At 71.8% G+C, this 15,632-nt stretch carries 10 protein-coding genes, 1 tRNA gene and 1 pseudogene; 5 read left to right on the top strand and 7 right to left on the bottom strand.

Annotated features, from left to right (window positions below; translation table 11 throughout):
* Positions 1–51: 51 nt before the first annotated feature.
* From EGX94_RS11855 to EGX94_RS11830, 6 genes are all read right to left on the bottom strand, one after another.
* A complete protein-coding gene (locus EGX94_RS11855) occupies positions 52–2,472 on the bottom strand; it encodes a ComEC/Rec2 family competence protein (RefSeq protein ID WP_051245823.1) in 2,421 nt (806 codons plus the stop codon).
* The gene (locus tag EGX94_RS11850) at positions 2,459–3,526 is read right to left on the bottom strand and encodes a ComEA family DNA-binding protein (protein WP_123826365.1); all 1,068 of its coding nucleotides are present in this window, start codon (positions 3,524–3,526) and stop codon (positions 2,459–2,461) included. Before EGX94_RS11850 ends, EGX94_RS11855 begins: the two co-directional genes overlap by 14 nt.
* Positions 3,527–3,591: 65 nt before the next feature.
* On the bottom strand, positions 3,592–5,304 hold the full coding sequence (locus EGX94_RS11845) for an NAD-dependent malic enzyme (RefSeq protein ID WP_021797958.1): 1,713 nt from the start codon (positions 5,302–5,304) through the stop codon (positions 3,592–3,594).
* Between the two features lie 28 nt (positions 5,305–5,332).
* A complete protein-coding gene (locus tag EGX94_RS11840; protein ID WP_021797957.1) occupies positions 5,333–6,622 on the bottom strand; it encodes a dihydroorotase in 1,290 nt (429 codons plus the stop codon).
* A gap of 77 nt (positions 6,623–6,699) precedes the next feature.
* Positions 6,700–9,195 (bottom strand): leucine--tRNA ligase, encoded by a 2,496-nt coding sequence (leuS, locus tag EGX94_RS11835; RefSeq protein WP_051383819.1) that lies wholly within the window; start codon positions 9,193–9,195, stop codon positions 6,700–6,702.
* 147 nt (positions 9,196–9,342) lie between these two features.
* A complete protein-coding gene (locus EGX94_RS11830) occupies positions 9,343–10,287 on the bottom strand; it encodes a DUF4192 domain-containing protein (protein ID WP_021797956.1) in 945 nt (314 codons plus the stop codon).
* 129 nt (positions 10,288–10,416) lie between these two features.
* Here EGX94_RS11830 and EGX94_RS11825 point away from each other — a divergent pair, with 129 nt between their 5' ends.
* From EGX94_RS11825 to EGX94_RS11815, 3 genes and pseudogenes are all read left to right on the top strand, one after another.
* Complete coding sequence (locus EGX94_RS11825) at positions 10,417–11,271, top strand: hypothetical protein (RefSeq protein ID WP_028707273.1); 855 nt, start codon at positions 10,417–10,419, stop codon at positions 11,269–11,271.
* 123 nt (positions 11,272–11,394) lie between these two features.
* Positions 11,395–11,467, top strand: a tRNA-Ala gene (locus tag EGX94_RS11820).
* 117 nt (positions 11,468–11,584) lie between these two features.
* Positions 11,585–12,609, top strand: a pseudogene (locus EGX94_RS11815) (IS256 family transposase); the annotation flags it as partial.
* Between the two features lie 138 nt (positions 12,610–12,747).
* Here the strand turns inward: EGX94_RS11815 and EGX94_RS11810 are convergent.
* Positions 12,748–13,815, bottom strand: a complete 1,068-nt coding sequence (locus EGX94_RS11810) for an IS630 family transposase (protein WP_021797348.1) — start codon at positions 13,813–13,815, stop codon at positions 12,748–12,750.
* 736 nt (positions 13,816–14,551) lie between these two features.
* Here EGX94_RS11810 and EGX94_RS13515 point away from each other — a divergent pair.
* Positions 14,552–14,857, top strand: a complete 306-nt coding sequence (locus EGX94_RS13515; protein ID WP_192962662.1) for a helix-turn-helix domain-containing protein — start codon at positions 14,552–14,554, stop codon at positions 14,855–14,857.
* Positions 14,858–14,984: 127 nt separating this feature from the next.
* Positions 14,985–15,608: a transposase gene (locus EGX94_RS11805; RefSeq protein WP_021797338.1), complete on the top strand. Its 624-nt coding sequence runs from the start codon at positions 14,985–14,987 to the stop codon at positions 15,606–15,608.
* The last annotated feature ends 24 nt before the right edge of the window (positions 15,609–15,632 follow it).

The raw sequence follows: 15,632 nt of genomic DNA, 5'->3' as shown, positions 1-15,632 counted from the left end.
CACCGGCGGCGGCGCCCCGGGCGCGTCGACGACGGGTCGTCGCAGCGCGTCTCATCGCCTGCTCACCGCCCTCAGCGCGCCGTCGCCGAGAACCACCACGGCGACGGCCCCGTTGCGGTCCGTGCGCATGACCCGCATGCCGAGCAGGCCCAGCGCGTCCACCGTCCTCGCGGCGGGGTGGCCGTAGGAGTTCCCGGCCCCGACGCTCACGAGGGCCAGTCGCGCGCCGGTGGCGGCGAGGAAGTCGGGGCTCTGCCGCGCTGAGCCGTGGTGGGCGACCTTGAGGACGTCGGCGCGCAGGTCGAGACCGGCCGTGACGGCCCTGTCCTGGCCGTCCGTCTCGAGATCGCCCGTGACGACGAGGCCGATCCCCTGCACCGTGATCCGGCCCAGGATGCTCGAGTCGTTCTCGGCCGAGCTCTCCGAGGCCGCCCGCTGCCCGCCGGCGTCGCCGGCGGCGGCCCGGGCCTGGTCGGGGCCCGCGTCCGCGCCGGCCTGCAGGGTCAGCCAGCGGACCGGGCCGACGTCGATGCGCTCGCCGGCCCTCGCGGTGCGGGTCGGCACCCCGGCGGCGTCGAGCAGCTCGTGCACCCGGCGGGCGTTGCCGGCCGGGGACTCCAGCGGGTCGAGGAGGGCCAGGTCGATGCCCATGTGCCCGACGATCTGGGGGAGGCCGCCGACGTGGTCGTCGTGGAAGTGACTCAGGACGAGCATGCTCAGGTGGTCGACGTGCTGCTCGCGCAGGCAGCGCGCCGCCGCGTCCCCGGGCGGGCCGGCGTCGACGAGGACGGCGGAGCGGGCGCCGGTGCGCACGAGGGTGGCGTCGCCCTGGCCGACGTCGCAGCTGACGATCGCCCAGCCGGACGGCCAGCCCGGCGCGGCGGGACGCCACAGGCAGCCGACGAGGAGGACGCCCGCCAGGGCGGCGCAGGCCCCCGGCCGGGCGGCCGCCCGGCCGATGAGTCGGACCAGGGCCAGGCACACGCAGCCCAGCACGGCCAGCGACCAGCCGGAGACGGGCCAGGCGAGCGTCGCTGCGGGCAGGCCGGCGCACAGGCGGGCGACGAGGATGATCGGCTCGGCGCACCAGCCGGCGCACCAGCCGAGGACCGCTCCGGCGGGCGGGCACGCCACCCCGCACAGGGCGGCCAGCAGCCCCAGCACGGTGACCGGCGCGACGAACGGCCCCGCGGCCATGTTGGCGACGAGCCCCGTCATGGAGACGGTGCCCGACAGGGCGGTGATGAGCGGCTGCGTCGCGAGCTGCGCGGCCGCCGGGACGCAGACCGACTCGGCGAGCCAGCCGGGCGCCCAGCCGCTCATCGCGCGCTGCCAGGGGCCGGCCCAGAGCAGGATGCCGCCGGTGGCGGCGACGGACAGCGCGAAGCCCCAGCTGCGGGCCAGCCACGGGTCGACGAGGAGGAGCAGCCACACGGCGCAGGCCAGCTGGCGCAGGCCCGACGGGCCCAGGCCCCTGCGCCCCGTGGCCGCCAGCGCCACGAGACCCATGGCGGCGGCCCGCACGACGCTGGGCTCGGCCCGGCACAGGACGACGAAGGCCGCCACGACGAGCACGGCGAGCGACCTCAGCGACCAGCCGCGGACGCCCGCCGCCCTGGCGACCGCGAGGAAGAAGGCGAGCATGAGGGTGAGGTTCGTGCCGGAGACCGCCGTGAGATGGGTGAGGCTGGACGCCCTGAAGTCCTCCTCGAGCGTCCCGTCGAGGCCGCTCGTGTCCCCCTCGACGAGGGAGGGCACGAGCCCCGCCTGGTCGTGGGGGCTCCACCGCATCGACTCGCGCAGACGCGATCGCACCGCGTTGACCGCCCGGTCGACCGGGCCGGGGCCCGCGAGCCGCTCGACGGGGCCCCGGGGGCGCAGCACGGCGACGAGGCCGTCGTCGTGGTCGTCGGGGGACGAGGCCAGGGCGAGCAGCCGGACCCGTTCCCCCACCCTCAGGCTGGCGATCCGCTCGCCCCGCTCGCCGGAGGCGGTGAGCTCGGCCCTGCTCCGGACGTGCCAGGACCCGCCCCTGACCCGCACGGTCTCGACGACGACCGTCACGCGGGTGGCGGCCGGGAAGGAGCCCCGCTGCTCGAGGGCCACCGGGTCGGCCGCCACCCGGGCGGTGACCTCGACGACCGCCTCGTCGGCGGCGGCCCCGGCCAGCGGACCGTGCTCGCACCAGTGGAGCTGGCCGAGGCAGCAGCCGATGGCGCTCGCGGTCACGAGCGCCGCACCGGCGAGCGCCCACCGGCGGCGGCGGGCCGCGTGGACCGTCAGGGCCAGGCAGAGCCCCAGCACAGGCCAGCTCACCCGGGGCGGGGCGCCGAGCGTCATGAGGGCCCCGGCCCATGCGCACAGCGCCGGGGCGACGAGCCGCAGGTCGCGGGCCGGGCCGCCCCGGCCCTGCGGCGGATCCGCGGCGTCTCGCCCGCCGGGGCGGACGCGTCCGCGCTCAGACCCTGACATGGTCCTTGACCCGCGAGTAGAGCTTCTCGCCGATGCCGTCGACCTCCTGGAGCTCCTCGACCCGACTGAAGCGGCCGTGCTGAGTGCGCCACTCGACGATGCGCTCGGCGAGCACCGGGCCGATGCCGGGCAGTTCCTCGAGCTGGGAGGCGGTGGCCGAGTTGAGGTCGAGCGCGTCGCCCTGCCCGGAGCCCGACGACGGGGCCGGCGCGGCGGGGGCGCCCCCTGCGGACCCCCGGTCGGAGGCCCCCGCCCCGCCCGGCCCGTTCAGCTCGCCCCGCGGGGCGCCGGTCGTGCCGATGACGACCTGGCAGCCGTCGCAGACGGTCTGGGCGAGGTTGAGCTCACCCGGGTCGGCGTCGGCCCCGAGGCCCCCGGCGGCGTCGAGGGCGTCCGAGACTCGGGATCCCTCGGGCAGCTCCACGACGCCCGGGGCCGCGACCGCGCCGATGACGTGCACGCGGATGGCTGCGGGCGACTGGGCCCCCTGGGGCGTCTGCCCGGCGGGCGGGGTCGGCTGCGCCGACGCCTCGGGCCCCGGGCCCTGCACGCCACCGGAGTCCTGAACGCTCGGGCTCGGCGCGTCGACCGTCGTGGCCCGGGCGCGCAGCACCTGGATGACGCTGAACACGAGGACGACGACGCAGACGACCACGATGACCGCGAAGTGCGCGCGGCCGAACTCGCGCAGCCGCTCCCCGGGCCCCGCGACGGGGCCGGGCCCGCGGCCGGGGCCCCGCCGCGGGGCCGGCTCCGCGCCGTCGACGCGGCCCGGTGGGGCGCCGACGAACGGCTCGTCGCTCTCGTCGCCGTCGGGGGCCTCGTCCGCGCCCGGCTCCTCGGGCCCGTCCCAGTCCTCGACGCCGTCGTACCCGGCGGGGTCGACGTCGCCGTACGGGGCGAGGCCCTCGTCGTCGCACCAGGCGGGACCGGCGGACCGTCCACCCCGTGCGCGCCGGGGGCCGCCGACGAGCGGGCCCGCTCCGGCCATGACCTCGCGCAGACGGGAGACCGCCTCGTCGGCGCCCGCGCCGCGCCCGAATCCGTGTGCCATGCCCGCAGTGTGTGCGGGAGGCCGCCGAGTCGATCAGACGGACAACACCCTGTGAGACGGGCGGCTCACAGCTGGTCGACGACCTCGACCTCGGGGTACTCGGCGCGCCACATGCGGTCGGCGATCGCCTGCACCGTGTCGTCGGGGACGACACGGGCCAGCCCCTCGTCGATGGCCTGCTGCGCCACGGCCAGCCCGACCTTCGCGCTGATGACGCGCAGCCGGTGGATGGAGGGCAGGAGGGAGGCGCCCTCGGCGTCCCTGGCCCCGGAGCGGGCGAGGCATGTCGCCGCGGCGCGGATCATGCCGTCGCTGACGCGCGAGGCCTCGACGGCGATGGTCCCCAGACCGATGCCGGGGAACACGAGCGCGTTGTTCGCCTGGGCGATCTCGTAGCGGGTGCCCCCGACGGCGATCGGTTCGAAGGGCGAGCCCGTGGCGATGAGGGCCCTGCCGTCGGTCCACTCGAGGAGGTCGGCCGGAAGGGCCTCGGCCTTCGAGGTCGGGTTCGACAGCGGCATGATGATCGGCCGCTCCTGGTGGGAGGCCATCTCGCGGACGACCCGCTCGGTGAAGGCGCCGGACTGGGCCGAGCAGCCGATGAGCATCGTGGGCCGGGCCCGGTGGACGACCTCGTCCAGGCCGTGGCCGTGCGGGGCGTCCGGCCAGTCGACGACGTCCGAGGCGGGGCGCGCGTAGGGCTCCTGGAAGTCGCGCATCCGACCGCCCTCGACGATGAGGCCGCGGCTTCCCATCGCCCAGAAGCGGCGGCGCGCCTCCGCGGCGTCGAGTCCCTGCTCGACCATGACCTGCACGAGCAGGTCGCTGATGCCGATGCCGGCGGTGCCCGCGCCGAAGACGACGATCCGCTGCTCCTCGATCGGCACCCCGGAGCGCCTGATGCCGGCCAGCGCCGCGGAGACCACGACGGCCGCCGTGCCCTGGATGTCGTCGTTGAAGGTGCACATCTCGGCGCGGTAGCGGCTGAGGATGCGGTGGGCGTTCGACGCGCCGAAGTCCTCCCAGTGGAGCATCGCATGCGGGAAGAGCTCACCGACCGCCCGCACGAACTGCTCGATGAAGTCGTCGTAGCGCCGCCCGCGCACCCGCGAGTGGCGCACGCCGAGGTAGCAGTCGTCGTTGAGCAGCTCGAGGTTGTTCGTGCCGGTGTCGAGCACGACGGGCAGCACCCGGTCGGGGCGGATGCCGGCGGCCGCGGTGTACACGGCGAGCTTGCCGACCGCGATGGAGACGCCCCCGACGCCCTGGTCCCCGATGCCGAGGATGCCCTCGGAGTCGGTGACGACGATGAGGTCGACCTCGTCGGGGCCGTAGCCGTAGGCGAGGAGCGCCTCGGTCATGTCCTCGGGGTGGTCGATGTCGATGAAGACGCCGCGGGGCCGGTGGAACCAGTGGCTGTACTCCTCGATGGCCCGGCCGATGGTCGGCGTGTAGATGATGGGCAGCATCTGCTCGATGTGCTCGGACACGAGCCGGTAGAACAGGATCTCGTTGCGCTCCTTGAGCGTGTTGAGGAAGACGTAGCGGGCCATGTCGGTCGGCTCGGTGAGGTACTGGTCGTGGATGCGCCGGAGCTGGCCGTTGATGTCCACGACGCCGGGCGGCAGCAGGCCGACGAGACCGAGGCGTTCGCGCTGGTCCCTCGTGAAGGCGGTGCCGAAGTTCGTCATCGGGTGGGTGAGCACGTCGCGGCCGCGCGCGGCGATGCGCACGACGTCGTGGCCGTCGCTGCGGACGTACTCGAAATTCTTGCTCACGTGATCCTCCTCCGTGCGGCGGGCGCGCTCAGCCCGCCGCGAAGACGCCGTCCAGGTCGAAGGTGGGACGGCCGTGCAGGACGGTGGCCACGACCCGGGCGTGATAGGTGCGCCCCTTGTACGGGGTGTTGCGGGCGATCGACGACAGCCCGGCGGGATCGACCGTCCAGGACCGCTGCGGGTCGATCAGGCACAGATTCCCGGGCCGGCCGACGGACAGGTCGCCGCCGTAGCGGTGCCCGAGGCCGAGGAGGCCGGCGGGCCGGGTGGACATCCGGTCGGCCAGCTGCGCCCAGCTCATGCGCCCGGTGCGGACGAACAGCTCGGCCACGACGGCCAGGGCGGTCTCGAGACCGAGCATGCCGTTGGCCGCCCGGCTCCAGTCGCAGCCCTTGGCCGAGTCGGGGTGCGGGGCGTGGTCGGTGCCGATCATGTCGATGGTGCCGTCGAGGAGCCCTTCGCGCACCGCGGCGACGTCCGCGGTGCCGCGCAGCGGCGGGTTCACCTTGAAGTCGGGGTCGCCCGCGGCGGTCGCGCCCGAGTCGAGCGCCAGGTGGTGCGGGGTCGCCTCGGCGGTCACCTGGAAGCCCTGCGCCTTGGCCCAGCGCACGACCTCGACGCCCGTGGCGGTGGAGATGTGGCAGACGTGCAGGCGGGCGCCCAGGTGGCCGGCCATGATCGCGTCGCGGGCGATGATCGTCGACTCGGCCATCGCGGGCCAGCCCGTCATCCCGAGGGCCCGCGACAGCTCGCCCTCGTCGAGCTGGGCGCCCGCCGTGAGAGCCAGGTCCTGGCTGTGCTGGGCGAGCACCCCGCCGAGGGCGCTGATGCGCTCGAGGGCCTCGCGCATGAGATCGGAGCGCCCCACGCACATGCCGTCGTCGCTGAACATGCGCACGGCGGCGCGGCTGGAGGCCATGGCCTCCAGGTCGGCGAGTTCCTGCCCGGCGAGGCCCTTCGTGACGGCCCCGATCGGGTGAAGATCGCACAGACCCGCCCGCTCGGCGGTGTCGCGCTCGTACTCGACAACGGCCGCGGTGTCGGCGACCGGCTCGGTGTTGGCCATGACGAAGACCGCCCCGTAGCCGCCGGCGGCCGCGGCCCTCAGACCCGTGGCGATCGTCTCGGCGTCCCCGGCGCCCGGGTCGCGCAGGTGCGTGTGCGGGTCGACGAGGGCCGGCAGCGCGACGAGCCCGGAGCAGCCGACGGACCGTGCGGCCGGCCCGACGAGGGCGGGGTCGATGATCGCGTCGCCGTCGAGGGCGATGTCGCGGCGCCCCCGCCCGAGGACGTCGACGTCACGCAGAAGCCACTGCACGGGGTCCTCCTCCTCGCTGTGCCGCCCTCAGCATGCCACGGGCCCCCGGGGGCTCCCGCGCCGGGGCGGCGCCCCGGTCAGCGGCCGGGGACGATGCTCACCATGCGCGGCAGCCGGGTGATCGTCTTCGCGACCGGGCGGCCGTCGAGGGCCCGACGGACTTTCGGGTCGGCCAGGGCCAGCGCGACGGCGTCGTCCTCGGCGATGTCGGGGGCGACCTGCAGCTTGGCGCGCACCTTGCCCTGCACTTGGACGACCATCGTCACCTCGTCGGCGACGAGCAGGGCGGGATCGGCGGTCGGCCAGGTGGAGTTGGCGATGGACGGGGCGCCGCCGAGCAGCTCCCACATCTCCTCGGCGACGTACGGGGCGAACAGGCTGAGGGCCTGGGCGATGAACTCGACCGCCTCGCGCACCGCCGGGTCGGCGGCGCCGGGACCGGTGTCGATGGCCTTGCGGGTCGTGTTGACGAGTTCCATGATGCGGGCGATCGCCACGTTGAAGCGGCCGGAGCCGACCAGCTCGGTGATCTCGGCGACGGCCCGGTGGGTGGCCCGGCGCCGCTGCCGGTCGCCGGCGGCCGGGTCGGCGCCGTGGGGGGCCCTCACGTCCTGGGCGAGGCGGTGGGCGCGCTGCAGGAAGCGCAGCGAGCTCGCCGGGGAGACGTCGGCCCAGTCGATGTCGTCGGCCGGCGGCCCGGCGAAGACGACGGTGAGGCGCACCGCGTCGACGCCGTACGCGTCGAGCTGGGCGCCGAGGTCGACGCCGTTGCCGAGGGACTTGCTCATGGCCTTGCCCTCGTTGATGACCTGGCCCTGGTTGAGCAGGCGCGTGAAGGGCTCATCGAAGTCGACCAGCCCCAGGTCGCGCAGCACCTTGGTGAAGAAGCGCGAGTAGAGCAGGTGCATCGTGGCGTGCTCGACGCCGCCGACGTACTGGTCGACGGGGGACCAGAGCCGGACCTGCGCGGGGTCGAAGGGGCCCTCGTCGTCCTGCGGGGAGCAGTAACGGAAGAAGTACCAGGACGAGTCGACGAAAGTGTCCATCGTGTCGGTGTCGCGCTCCGCGTCGGCGCCGCAGCGCGGGCAGGCCACCTGCTTCCACTCGGTCGCGGCGGCCAGGGGCGAGACGCCGCGGGGCGCCAGCGCCTCGCCGCGCAGGTCGGGCAGCCGGACCGGCAGCCGGTCCTCGGGGACGGGGACGTCCCCGCAGGCCGGGCAGCGGATGATCGGGATGGGGCAGCCCCAGAAGCGCTGCCGACTGAGCAGCCAGTCGCGCAGCCGGTAGGTGACGGTGGCCTCGCCGGTGCCGGCGGCCTCGAGCTCGGCGATGATGCGGCGCGCGGCGGAGGCCTTGTCGGACAGGCCGTCGAGCGAGCCGGAGTTCACGTAGGCGCCGTCGCCGGTGGTGGCGATGCCGGAGACCGCCGGGTCGGGCTCGCCGGTGTCGATGACCATGCGGACTGGCAGGCCGTACGTGCGGGCGAAGTCGAGGTCGCGCTGGTCGTGGGCGGGCACGGCCATGATGGCGCCGGAGCCGTACTCGGACAGCACGTAGTCGCCGGCCCAGATCGGGATCGATTCGCCGTTGACGGGGTTGACGGCGGTGACGCCCAGCGGCACGCCGGTCTTGACGTGCTCGGTGGACTGGCGCTCGATGTCATTGGTCCTCTTGACCCGCTCGAGGTACTCCTCGAAGGCCGGGCGGCACTCGTCCGAGACGATCTCCTCGGCCAGCGGGGCGTCGGGGGCGACGACCATGAAGCTGGCGCCGTGGAGCGTGTCGGGGCGCGTGGTGAAGACGGTGATGGGCTCGTCGCGGCCCTCGACGGCGAACGTCACCCAGGCGCCCTCGGAACGGCCGATCCAGTTGCGCTGCATCGCGAGCACCCGGTCGGGCCACGTGCCCTCCAGCTGGCCCATGTCGTCGAGCAGCTCCTGGGCGTAGTCGGTGATGCGGAAGTACCACTGGGTGAGCTCGCGCTTGGTCACGACCGAGCCGCAGCGCTCGCACAGACCCTCCTTGACCTGCTCGTTGGCGAGCACGGTCTGGTCGGTCGGGCACCAGTTGACGTAGCCGTCCTTGCGGTAGGCCAGGCCCTTGCGGAAGAACTGCAGGAAGAGCCACTGGGTCCAGCGGTAGTACTCCTCGTCGCAGGTGTGGATCTCGCGGCTCCAGTCCAGGCTCAGGCCGTAGCGCTTGAACGACTTCTTCTGCGTCTCGATGTTCTCGTAGGTCCAGCGGGACGGGTGCTCGTCGTTGCGGATGGCCGCGTTCTCGGCCGGCAGGCCGAAGGCGTCCCAGCCGATCGGGTGCATGACGTTGTAGCCCTGCATCCGCCAGATGCGGGCGAGCACGTCGCCCATCGCGTACGCCTCGGCGTGCCCCATGTGGAGGTCGCCGGAGGGGTACGGGAACATGTCGAGCATGTAGCGGCGTTCGCGGGGGTCGTCGTCGCGGGCCACGAACGTCCGGTCCTCGGCCCAGAACCTCTGCCACTTCGCCTCGGCGGCAGCGGCGTCGTAGCCGCCGCGCTCGGCCCGCGGCTGGCCCGCGCCCTGGCTCGTCTCCACCTGGCTCACTTCGAGCTCCTCCTGCGACTCGTGCCCGTGCCCCTGTCGGATGCCGGTCGTGCCGGCACAGCATACCGCCGCGCCCGCGAGCGTCCCGTGCCCCGCCGGATGCCGGCCGCCCGACGGCCCGTCCCGCCGGGCTGGCCCTCAGCGGTGCGGGCGCCGACGACCCCGGGGAGGGCGACGGGTGCGCAGATCAGTGAGGACGAGGATCATGCCCGACGCCGGGTCGAGCGCCTCGAGACGGGCGATCACCTCGCTGAGCAGCGCTCCCCCGCCGCGCCGCCAGGACGCGATGCCGAGCAGGCCGAGCACCGGGGGCGCCCACCGCGCGGGGGCGATCGTCACGGCGTCGGCCCACAGCTGCTCGTAGGCCGCTGGGTCGTCCTCGTCGAGGCCCGTCCGGACCATGACGTGCCGGCGCATGGGCCCGCCCGCGAGCACGCACAGCCGACGCAGCCGCTCGCGGTCCAGGCGCCGCCCGGCCTCGACGGCGTCGGCGAGGCAGTCGTCGACGAACGCCCGCTGGCGGCCCGGCGGCCAGCCCAGGCATTCGCAGGCCACGTCCCACGCCGCGGCCTCGTCGGGCCCGGGGTCGCCCGGCCCGGCGACGACGGCGACGAGCTCGTCGCGGCTGGCGTAGGCCGACATGCCCGAGGCGATCGCCTGGACGGCGACCGGGGAGGTGCTCGGGTCGAACTCGTGGCCGGGGGCCAGGCCTGGGACCTCGCCCGCGCCGACGTCCCAGAACAGACGGTCGGTGACCACGAGGCAGCAGAGCATCTCGCCGGGGCGCAGCTCCTGCCGGACGGTCATAACGGCGGCGTCGGCCCATTCGGGCGGGCCGTAGCCGACGACGATGAACTCCGAGCCGGGGGTGGCGGCCCGCATGGACCCGATGATGGGCGTCAGGGAGTCGGGCTCGTCGACGAGGGCCCTGCTCATGCACGAGGACTGCGCGACGGCGCCGTCGCAGTGCGTCATGACGAGCAGCGCCTCGTCGGGCTCGTAGCCGATGAGATAGGGGATGAGCGCGAGCAGGTCCTCGCAGGAGCCGACGGTGAAGCGGTCGAGGGCGGTTGTGGCTGTCATGCCCTCACTGTGCGCAGCGAGGACCGGCTTTCTCGCCTCCGGCGGAAGCTGTGGACAACTCCCGCCGTTCGGTCCGACGGCCCGGACGCCGACCGGCCGTCACCCGGCTGGCCTAGGCTGAGAACCATCATGAGCGAGCAGAGCAGCGACGGCACCAGCCCCGGCACGGGCCCGAACGCACCCGGGCCCGGCGCCGGCGGCCCGGCGGCGCCCCAGGGCCCCGCGCCCGGGGCCACGGCTCCGACGTGGGACCGCCTGAAACCGGCCGGCCGGGCCCCCGGACCCGCCCAGCAGCCGGCCGGCTGGTACCCCGGGGCCGAGCTGCCCGGTTTCGACGAGGCCGCTGCGGGGGTCCCGCCGGCCGCACCGGGCCCCCGGATCGATCCCTACGGCGACCGCAGCAGCGCGGCGACGAGCGCTCCGGTCGCCCCGCCGCCGCAGGAGCCGTGCGCGCCATCGGGCGCACCGACGGCGCCGAGCAACGCGATCGGGCAGTACGCGGTGCACCGCAACCGCACCTACCTCATCGCCGTCGCCGCCCTCGTCCTCGTGATCCTCATGGCGATGATGGCCGTGGCGATGCGCAGCCCCCGGCAGGACCAGGGCGGGCAGGGCGCCGCGCCGTCCACGAGCGCGGCGCCGTCCACCCCCGGCCAGTCGACGAGCGTCGTCGGCGCGATCCCCGTCGAGTCGGGCTCCTTCACCGGTACCTGGCAGATCAGCAGCTCCCGCTGGGACTCGAACGGGCTCGTGATCGACATGACGATCACGAGCACGAAGGGTCGGCTGGCGTTCACGACGTTCGCGATCGACAATGCGAGCACCGGGCAGACCAACGGCACCGGCGAGATGGCCTCCGGCACGGTCGAAGACGGACGGACGACGCAGGGCGAGGTGCGCTTCGGCAAGGACCGCAACGACACGACCATCGTGCTCGCGGACGCCAGCGGCCACCAAATCACCGCCCTCGTCGTGCCCGCCTGAGTCCCCGCGGCAGGGCCCGGAGCGGGACCCCGTCGGCGCCGGGGCACTGATTTTGCATCGCGCCGATGGTGCGTTACCATATGTCAGGCCGCCGCGGCCGACCGGCCGGCGCGGCACCCGTTCGGGGCTATGGCGCAGTTGGTAGCGCGCTTCCATGGCATGGAAGAGGTCAGGGGTTCGAATCCCCTTAGCTCCACCCCGTTGGTTTCGACATGGCCCCGCCCGATGGCGGGGCCGCTTCGTTTTCAGTCTCGAAGCGGGCGACCGTTCGGCCCGAACTGATGAGAAGACTGGTCCCGCTGGTGGGCGCAGCGTGGTCGAGAAACTACGTGCCTCGGGTGGCTTGGGCGAGCTGTTCGAGCTGATTGACTCCGGCCAAGTGGAGCTGACGGGCAGTGACGGGCTGCTGCCGGCACTGCTCAAAGAGGCTCTGGAACGGGGTCTGGCCGCCGAGTTGACCGATCACTTGGGCTATGAGAAGGGCGGGCCGACACCGGTGGCCCGTGGCAACGCGCGTAACGGCACCACGACCAAGACGATCGACTCCGAGGCCGGCTCGTTCGAGACCCGTGGTCCCCCGCGACCGCGCCGGCACGTACACGCCCCGCCTGGTCAGGAAGGGTCAGCGGCGCATGGACGGGTTGGACGCGATGATCATCAGCCTGTACGCCGGCGGAATTGAAGGTCCGCGAGATCCGCCATCGGCTGGACTCCACCCTCGGGGTGGAACTGAGCGCCGGCACGATCAGCAAGATCACCGACGCCGTGCCCGACGCCGTCCTGGCCTGGCAGGCCCACCCGCTGGAGGCCTTCTACCCGGTGATTTACCTCGACGCGATCCGCGTCAAGGTCCGCCATAACTCGCGCGTGACCAATCGGGCTGCTCACATCGCCGTCGGCGTCAATATGGACGGGATCAAGCACGTCCTGGGGATCTGGGTCCAAGCCGATGAGGGAGCCCCCTTCTGGGCTCACGTGTGCGCCGAGCTCGCCAACAGGGGCGTGAAGGACGTACTCATCGTGTGCTGCGACGGGCTGGCGGGCCTGGCCGAGGCCATCGAGGCCACCTGGTGGCCCGACTCGGTGGTCCAGACCTGCGTGGTCCACCTGATCCGTTCCTTGATGAGGTTCGTGGCCTACCAAGACCGCAAGAAGGTCGCCGCCGCCCTCAAACCGGTCTACGCCGCCCCGAGCGAGGACGCCGCCCGCAAGGCCCTGGCGGACTTCTCCGACTCTGCGCTGGGAGCCCGGTACCCCGACACCGTGACGACCTGGGAGAGAGCCTGGGAACGGTTCACGCCGTTCCTGTCCTTCCCACCCATGCTGCGCCGCGTGATCTTGGAGTGAAGTGGGTTTTCGGACAGTGGTGAACTTCTGGTTCAGGCTGTCTTATTATGGCGTCTCCATTCGGCGTCGACTTCGTTGGGTGTGCGGTAGTCGATCGCCGAGCGGGGATCGTTTGTGATTGTATGGCTGTCATGAAACAAAATCGTTTCTGGTTTCGCGGAGTGGGAGGTGTTCGAAGTCGTAGTCGAAGGCGCGGCCGGTGATGTATGAGGCGAACGCGCCGAAGGTTTCTTCGGGGGTTTCGCGCTGGATGTTCGCGGTGTTGTTCTTGGCCGTGTTCCGGACGTGCTCGACCGGGTTGTGGTCGGGCGCGTACGGCGGCAGGAAAACAGGGGTGATGCGCTCCAGCAGCCGGCCGGGCTCGTAGAGGGCGGTCAACGCTTTCGCGTGGTGGAAGCGGGCGTTGTCCAGGACAACTGCGATCTTCTCTGTCTCGGTTTCTCGTTGGAGCCGGTCCAGGGAGAGGATCGTCTGCTCGGTGTTCTGGTTGCCCTCGATCGGGTACAGTTTGACTTTTTTGCTGGTCAGGGAGAGCGCGCCGAAGAAGGACTGGGACGTCTTCTGCCGGTCCACGGACAGCTTGGTGCGCTGCCCTCTGGGGAGCCACATGCGGCGGGTCTCGGCCTCGTGCTCCAAGCGGACCTCGTCTGCCGTGTAGACCTCCCAGCCGGCGTCCAACAGGGCATTGACTTGGGTCTTCACCTCGGCCATGCGCCGGGTGATGGCTTTCTCGTTGCGGTGCTCGTCGAACGGGTCGGGCAGCTTGAAACTCAGCCCGCACAGGCGCAGGAGCAGCTGGTACGAAGAATCCGCCTGGTACTCGACATCGAACAGGATCTTCACGACCTCACGTATCGCCGGGACATCCCAGAACTCGGCATGAACACCGGACCGGGAGGGCGGCTGGGCCAAGATGGCCTTGAGTTCTTCCTTCTGGGTGCGAGTGAGTTTCGCCGCGTTCTGGTTCCCGGCATGGCCGGTCAGCACCGAGCACATCCTGGTGGCCCGCCACTCGGCCAGCCATTCCTGCACGGTCCGCTCCGTGCGCTCAACCATTTCAGCGATGATACCCACATCAACGCCACGGGAGGCGTACAGAATCGCTTCTGCTTTCATCCGAACCAGCACATGATTGTCGGAACGCTTCTTCCATCTGATCAGGACGGCGGTTTCTTCCAGGGTGACCTCAACCTGCATGCCTCAATCATATCCGAAACAGCACAGGAAATCCACGAAAAATACGGTTTCGTTTCATGTCAGCCATATCTCAGTTCGATCCAGGATGCCACGTCCCGGATCGCGTGAATCCTGGTCGGGTAGACCTTGCGGTTCACGAGTTCTTTCTTCAGGGTCCCGTTGATATCGGAATGAAACACCGTGGCGCCCCGGACCGGTGGGCGGACCCTGGTGACCACGGGTGGGGGCCTCGCCGGTCAGCCCGGTGCGCATGTGGCCGGTCATGGCGTGGCCGATGATCTTCTTGCCAGATGCAGCCCCGTGACCGTGGCCAGGTAGACGAATCCTTGCCAGGTCGGGATGCAGGGTGGTGTCACCGACCCGTGTCACCGCCGGCGCGTCGGCGGTGACGTTCCTGCGGAGCCTGTCCGGCCGGCCCGGGAGGTCCGCGGCCTGGATGGTGGTTCGGGCCTTCTTCCTGGGTTGACAAGGAGTCATGCCGTTTGCGGCCATGATCTTCCGGAGGCTCTAGCGCGCTGGCTTGGATTCCGTGGCGGGCGAGTTCGGCCCGGATGCGGCCGGTGGCCGCAGAATCTGCTCGGACTCGTCGAAGAACCGGGCGATGGTGGCGGCCGGGGTCCTGTCTTCTCCGGGCTGTTGCCGGCAAGGGTCGGTCGCGTCAGGCGTAGTATGGCTGGCATGAAATGAAACCGTATTTTTTGTGGATTTCCTGTGCCGTTTCGGATGCGGTGGGGGCGTGCAGGTCGGGGTCGCCCCGGAGGAAACCGCCGTCCTGACCAGGTGGAGGAAGCGTTCCGACAATCATGTGCTGGTGCGGATTAAGGCCGAAGCGATCCTGCACGCCTCCCGTGGCGTCGACGTGGGCATCATCGCTGAAATGGTCAAACGGGCCGAGAGGACGGTGCAGGAATGGCTGGCCGACTGGCGGGACACCAGGATGTGCTCGGTCCCGGCCGGGCATGCGGGGAATCAGAACGCGGCGGAACCCGCCCGCGCCCGGAAGCAGGAACTCAAGGCCGTCCTGGCCCGATGGCCGAGGTGACGACCCAAGTCAAAACCCTGTTGGACCAGGGCCGGGAACTCTACACGGCAGGCGAGGCCCGCTTGGAGCACGAGGCCTGGACCCGCCGCATGCAGCCCCCAAAAGAGGACAGCGCACCAGGCCGTCCGTGGACCGGCAGAGGACGTCCCAGTCCTTCTCCGGCGCCCTCCCCCCGACCAGCAGAACAGTCACGCCGTACCCGACCGAGCAGAACCGGAACACCTGGCAGACGACCCTCGCACCGGACCCGCTCCAACGAGAAACCGAGGCCGGCAAGATCGCGGTCGTCCCGGACAACGCCCGATCCCACCACGCGAAAGCGTTGACCGCCCTCCACGAGCCCGGCCGGCTGCTGGAACGCATCACACCGATCCATCCGCCGCCGTACGCGCCCGACCACAACCCGGCCGAGCACGTCCGGAACACGGCCAAGAACAACACCGCCACCATCCAGCACGAGACCCCCGAAGAAACCTTCAGCGCGTCCGCCTCACACATCACCGGCCGCACCGTCGACCACGACTCCGAACACCCCCACTCCGCGAAACCAGAAACGATCTTGTTTCATGACGGCCATAACTTTATCACACGATCATTTTCCCACTGTCCGAAAAACACCAAGCACTCCAGAGCGCTGCGGCAGCTCACCCCAAGCGGCTTCGATGACGTACGAGCGCCTACAACGCATGGGCATTGGTCCACATCCGATCGGTGTATCCAGCTCGCCACGCTCCCTCCACGTCGCCCATGAAGCCCGGTCGTGGCAAGCGGCCAG

Origin of the sequence: Propionibacterium acidifaciens (assembly GCF_003798325.1) — a bacterium.
In the GTDB taxonomy this organism is placed as follows: domain Bacteria; phylum Actinomycetota; class Actinomycetes; order Propionibacteriales; family Propionibacteriaceae; genus Propionibacterium; species Propionibacterium acidifaciens.
The sequence above is the reverse complement of the archived record's forward strand: the minus strand, read 5'-3'. Positions and strand labels throughout refer to the sequence as shown.

Excerpts from the sequence above, each read along its gene's own strand:
- EGX94_RS11855 (WP_051245823.1), bottom strand. The coding sequence starts at position 2,472 with ATGTCAGGGTCTGAGCGCGGACGCGTCCGCCCCGGCGGGCGAGACGCC.
- EGX94_RS11825 (WP_028707273.1), top strand. The coding sequence starts at position 10,417 with ATGAGCGAGCAGAGCAGCGACGGCACCAGCCCCGGCACGGGCCCGAAC.
- EGX94_RS11830 (WP_021797956.1), bottom strand. The coding sequence starts at position 10,287 with ATGACAGCCACAACCGCCCTCGACCGCTTCACCGTCGGCTCCTGCGAG.
- EGX94_RS11850 (WP_123826365.1), bottom strand. The coding sequence starts at position 3,526 with ATGGCACACGGATTCGGGCGCGGCGCGGGCGCCGACGAGGCGGTCTCC.
- EGX94_RS11810 (WP_021797348.1), bottom strand. The coding sequence starts at position 13,815 with ATGCAGGTTGAGGTCACCCTGGAAGAAACCGCCGTCCTGATCAGATGG.